The sequence below is a fragment of the Pseudoalteromonas prydzensis genome, from assembly GCF_011050055.1.
Taxonomy (GTDB): Bacteria; Pseudomonadota; Gammaproteobacteria; order Enterobacterales; family Alteromonadaceae; genus Pseudoalteromonas; species Pseudoalteromonas prydzensis_A.
On the sequence record NZ_DRGM01000140.1, the window covers coordinates 1 to 5,207 of the forward strand.

The window sequence follows — 5,207 nt, forward strand, 5'->3', positions numbered from 1 at the left end:
GTTGTAACCTGGCGCGCTTTCAAGTGCTTGATCGCGAGTATCCCAATTTTCAAAAAAATTGATTAAATGTGGGTTATTAACAAAGGTTGATACCATTTTACCGTACATCGCAAAGTAACTTTGCATTGAAAGTTGCTCGGTCTGTAGATAACTCTGTGCTTCGTTTTCTATGTTTTCTCTAGAGAGGTTGGCAATGTGTTTAACAAAAAATGTTGAGGCAATAATTAGTAAAACGGTAATTGTTCCACCAATCAATAATAATATTTTCTTCCGTAATGATAAATTATTTAGCATGAGTACGCATATTTTTATTATTTATGAAATTATATCTAATCATATCTTACTTAAAATCTCTATAAAGTTAGATAGAAAGAACTAATTATGCGTTTAAAATAAAGGCTTATACAAAAATGACAAATAAAAGTAATAAATTAGTAGTATTAGGTGCAGGTTGGTTAGGACATGCTTTATGCGTAAGTGCGCAAAAAGCTGATTGGCAAGTACAAGGAACGCATAGAACAGATATACACGAGTTTGACTTTGAGCGTCAGTTTACACTTGAAGGTGGCCAATTAGTGCATCAAGTTGATTTACAAAATGCTTATTGGGTATGTGCTATTCCACCACGTAGCAGGCACAGTGAAAGTAATTATCCTGAAACACTCACCGCAGCGCTTAAGCTTTCAAAGGAGTTAAACGCAAAGGGCTTTTTATTGTGCTCATCAACCGGGGTATACGATCAAGAGCCTGGTGTATATAGCGAAAGTAGCGATATTTCATGCACAAACGAGCGCCAAATAAAGCTCTATGAGGCAGAAGAGCAAGTACTTGAGCAAGACGGAAAAGCGCTGCGTTTAGCTGGATTACTAGGGCCAAATAGAGAACCTGGGCGTTTTGTGGCAGGTAAAGAGCTCAATACATCAAGTGAGCAAGTGGTAAATATGGTGCATCAACAAGATGTAATTAATGCTATTTTTGCGGTGATAGAGCACTGGCAAGTAGGGCAAAATATTTATAATGTGGTTAATCCTGCTCACCCAACTAAAGCTGAATACTACGCAGTGAAGTGTGCAGCACATGGCGGCGAGTTACCACGCTTTACCAGTGATGATAAAGCTGAGCGCAAAGTTATTGGCTCAGCTATCGAAGCGCTAGGCTTTACTTACCAATATGGTATTTAATATGCTGAAGGTAGGGGATTGCTCTCTATGAAGTCGCATAACTTACCTTCACTTAATAATGTATTGGCAGCTTCTATATCGGGAGCGAAATAGCGGTCTTTATCATAATAACTCACATGCTCGCGCAATAACGCTTTAGCGCTTTGTACTTTATTTGATGGTTCAAGCGGTTTTCTAAATTCTAGCCCTTGAACCGATGCTAACCATTCTATTGCCAAAACACCTTGGGTATTATTGGCCATTTCATCTAATCGCCTTGCTGCAAAGGTTGCCATAGAAACATGATCTTCTTGATTTGCAGATGTAGGCAAGCTATCAACCGAAGCTGGATGCGCTAATGATTTGTTTTCTGACGCAAGCGCAGCTGCGGTAACTTGAGCAATCATAAAACCTGAATTTACACCGCCGTTTTCAACTAAAAATGGCGGTAACTTGGATAGGTTTGAATCGATAAGTAATGCAATTCGCCTCTCTGCTAATGCACCAATTTCGGCAATTGCGATAGCTAAGTTATCAGCGGCCATTGCAACGGGCTCTGCATGAAAGTTTCCTCCCGATATTATGTCGCCTACATCGGCAAAAACTAGCGGATTATCGGTTACACCGTTTGACTCGCATAACAATACTTCTGCGGCTTGACGTATCTGAGTTAGGCAAGCACCTAGCACTTGAGGTTGGCAGCGAAGGCAATAAGGGTCTTGTACTTTTTCACAATTGACGTGGGAATCACTAATTTGAGAGTGCGTATCGAGTAGCTCTCTAAATACTTGAGCAGTGTCTATTTGTCCGCGCTGACCACGAATATCATGAATACGTGCATCAAATGGCGCGCGACTACCCATTGCAGCTTCTATGCTTATCGAGCCGATAACGCAGCTTTGTGCATATAAGTTCTCGCTTCTAAATAGGCCTTGTAGTGCAAATGCAGTCGACGCTTGTGTGCCATTTAATAATGCTAAGCCTTCTTTAGCTGCAAGGGTAAGAGGTTCAAGCCCCGCTATTTTTAACCCTTGCGCTGCACTAATTATTTTTCCTTTATGTCGCATTTGACCTTCAGCTAATAAAGGTAGGCACATATGCGCAAGAGGGGCTAAATCTCCCGATGCCCCCACGGAGCCTTTTTTAGGCACACACGGATATACTTTGCTACTAAGCAGCTGCATAAAAAATTGGATTACTTGCAGGCGAATACCCGAGTAGCCGCGCGAAAGCGAGTTTACTTTTAAGGTGATCATTAACCTTACTGTGCTGTCATCCATGTATTCGCCAATGCCCGCAGCGTGTGAAAGCACAATGGAGCGCTGTAATAATTCAAGTTCGTCGTCGGCTATTTTGGTATTAGCTAATAACCCAAAGCCGGTGTTAATCCCATATACAGTGCGGTGCTCATTAATAACGTTTTGAACGGTTTGTGCGCTGGCTGCTATTTGTGATTCAGCATGCTTTACAAGGCTTAATTTTACTGGTGAATTATTAATTTTTCTCAGTGTGTTTAAATCAAGTGAGCCTGGCGTGAGAGTAAGTTCGAACATGATTATTCCTTGTCTAACATTGGTAAGTCTAAATTTTGCTCTTTAGCGCAGTTTTTTGCTGTGTCGTATCCAGCATCAGCATGGCGCATTACGCCCGTTGCAGGGTCGTTCCAAAGTACGCGAGCAATACGCTCTTTAGCTTCATTTGTACCATCGGCAACAATAACCACACCAGAGTGCTGGCTAAAGCCCATACCTACACCGCCGCCATGATGAAGTGACACCCAAGTAGCACCACTTGCCGTATTAAGGAGTGCATTGAGTAATGGCCAATCCGATACTGCATCTGAGCCATCTTTCATGCTTTCGGTTTCACGGTTAGGGCTGGCAACTGAGCCAGAGTCGAGGTGATCGCGACCAATAACTATAGGGGCTTTAAGTTCCCCATTTTTAACCATTTCGTTAAAGGCCAGTGCAAGGCGTGCTCTATCTTTTAAACCTACCCAACAAATACGTGCAGGTAGCCCTTGAAATTGAATGCGTTCACGGGCCATATCAAGCCAGTTATGCAAATGTGCATCATCAGGAATAAGCTCTTTTACTTTTGCATCGGTTTTATAAATATCTTCTGGGTCGCCCGATAGTGCTACCCATCTAAATGGTCCAATACCTTCACAAAATAAAGGGCGAATATAGGCGGGTACAAATCCAGGAAAATCAAACGCGTTGGTAACACCTTCATCAAACGCCATTTGGCGAATATTATTACCATAGTCGGTTGTTGCGGCACCCGCTTTTTGCAGCGCCAGCATGGCTCTAACTTGGACTGCCATTGATTGTTTTGCGGCTTTTACTACCGCTTTTGGATCTTGCTCACGCATTTGTGCTGCGTGCTCCATTGTCCAGTTTTGTGGTAAGTAACCATTGAGTGGATCGTGAGCTGATGTTTGATCTGTAACTACATCAGGTGTAATACCTGTTTTAACCAGTGTACTAAATACATCAGCAGCGTTACCAAGCAAACCCACCGATAGGGCTTCACCTTTTATACATGCATCGGTTATTAATTGCAGTGCGTGTTCAAGGTTCGTTGCTTTTATATCAACGTAGCCTGTTTTTATACGAAAATCGATACGGCTTTCATCGCATTCAACAACTAGCGCGCTAAACCCTGCCATTGTAGCTGCAAGTGGTTGCGCACCGCCCATACCACCAAGACCACCTGTTAATACCCATTTCCCTTTAGCGCAGCCTAAAAAATGTTGCTTTGCCATAGCTACAAATGTTTCGTAAGTACCTTGTACTATGCCTTGAGAGCCAATATAAATCCAAGAACCTGCTGTCATTTGCCCATACATCATCAAGCCTTTTTTATCGAGCTCGTTAAAATGTTCCCAATTTGCCCAGTGCGGAACAAGGTTTGAGTTGGCAATAAGTACACGAGGGGCATTACTGTGGGTTTTAAATACACCAACGGGTTTTCCTGATTGTACAAGTAGGGTTTCGTCGTTTTCGAGCCTATCGAGGGTTTCTATAATTTTGTCATAACTTGGCCAATCGCGAGCTGCTCGGCCAATACCACCATATACAACAAGTGCATGAGGATGTTCTGCAACTTCAGGGTCTAGGTTATTCATTAGCATGCGTTTAGCTGCTTCAGTTTGCCAGCTTTTAGCACTTATTTTATCGCCATGAGGTGCACGTATTACGCGACTTGTGTCGAGTCGGTTGTTCATGTTTTGCTCCTGTTGTATATACAAGGTGATTTGTTATAAAAAAAGCGCAGTAAGCGCTATTGTTTGTTATTTTTTAAATGTTAAGTGGCCACCTAAGCGATATTTACTGCCCGGTGATACAAGGCGCGCAAAGCTTACAATGCCGTTAACAGACCATGTGCGTCGAATAACTTGTAAGCACGGCTCTTCATTATATAAGTTCAACCATTGGCACATCTCGCTGTTTGGCATAATAGCCTCCACGGTATGCCTTGCTTGTGTAAGTGGTGCAACACTAGATAGGTATTCATGAGGTGTAAGTGTGCTAAAGTCTTGTTGTAAGTAACCAGCCGCAAGAGCAGGGTTTACAAAACGCTCTTCTAGCTGCAAGGGGCTGTCGTTTTCGTTATGCACGAGTACACTTCGGTATACAACACTGTCAATCTCAACACCAAGCGCAATGGCAATAGGTGCGACTGCATTTATTGATTCAAGTATGAGTACACTACAGGTGTAATTACCGTTACGTTCTTTTACTTCATCAGCAATGTTTTTTATTTCGAGTAACGATGACTGCGATTTAAATGTAGCTACAAATGTACCTAACCCTTGGCTGCGGGTTAAAATACCTGCCTCGGTTAATTCGCTTAGTGCTCGGCGGGCTGTCATTCTGCTGACACTAAATTGACTACTAAGTTCGTTTTCAGAGGGAACACGTTGGTTTTCTTGCCACGTACCGCTGCGAATTTTATCAACAATGAATTGTTTTATTTGCGCAAATTTAGGTGTCGTCATTAAATTTATGGTTACATTAAAAATAAACTATATAAATAAGATGA

Annotated in this window: 4 protein-coding genes and 1 pseudogene; 1 reads left to right on the top strand and 4 read right to left on the bottom strand. The window is 42.2% G+C overall.

Annotated features, from left to right (window positions below):
- A pseudogene (locus ENH88_RS13390) lies at positions 1 to 294 on the bottom strand (chemotaxis protein); the annotation flags it as partial.
- Positions 295 to 410: 116 nt separating this feature from the next.
- Between ENH88_RS13390 and ENH88_RS13395 the strand changes: the two are divergent.
- Positions 411 to 1,181, top strand: coding sequence for an NADP-binding protein (locus ENH88_RS13395; protein WP_304182814.1), 771 nt, complete (start codon positions 411 to 413; stop codon positions 1,179 to 1,181).
- Here the strand turns inward: ENH88_RS13395 and hutH are convergent.
- From hutH to hutC, 3 genes are all read right to left on the bottom strand, one after another.
- The gene (gene hutH / locus ENH88_RS13400; RefSeq protein WP_304182815.1) at positions 1,178 to 2,713 is read right to left on the bottom strand and encodes a histidine ammonia-lyase; all 1,536 of its coding nucleotides are present in this window, start codon (positions 2,711 to 2,713) and stop codon (positions 1,178 to 1,180) included. The genes ENH88_RS13395 and hutH overlap by 4 nt on opposite strands.
- 2 nt (positions 2,714 to 2,715) lie before the next feature.
- Positions 2,716 to 4,389 carry a urocanate hydratase gene (gene hutU, locus ENH88_RS13405; protein ID WP_304182818.1) on the bottom strand — a complete coding sequence of 558 codons (1,674 nt, stop codon included), beginning with the start codon at positions 4,387 to 4,389 and terminating at the stop codon, positions 2,716 to 2,718.
- A gap of 66 nt (positions 4,390 to 4,455) precedes the next feature.
- On the bottom strand, positions 4,456 to 5,163 hold the full coding sequence (gene hutC / locus ENH88_RS13410) for a histidine utilization repressor (protein ID WP_024600420.1): 708 nt from the start codon (positions 5,161 to 5,163) through the stop codon (positions 4,456 to 4,458).
- Positions 5,164 to 5,207: the final 44 nt, after the last annotated feature.

What these genes read in the sequence shown, in the direction of transcription:
- ENH88_RS13395 (WP_304182814.1), top strand. Translation starts at nt 411, where the DNA reads ATGACAAATAAAAGTAATAAATTAGTAGTATTAGGTGCAGGTTGGTTA.
- hutC (WP_024600420.1), bottom strand. Translation starts at nt 5,163, where the DNA reads ATGACGACACCTAAATTTGCGCAAATAAAACAATTCATTGTTGATAAA.
- hutU (WP_304182818.1), bottom strand. Translation starts at nt 4,389, where the DNA reads ATGAACAACCGACTCGACACAAGTCGCGTAATACGTGCACCTCATGGC.
- hutH (WP_304182815.1), bottom strand. Translation starts at nt 2,713, where the DNA reads ATGTTCGAACTTACTCTCACGCCAGGCTCACTTGATTTAAACACACTG.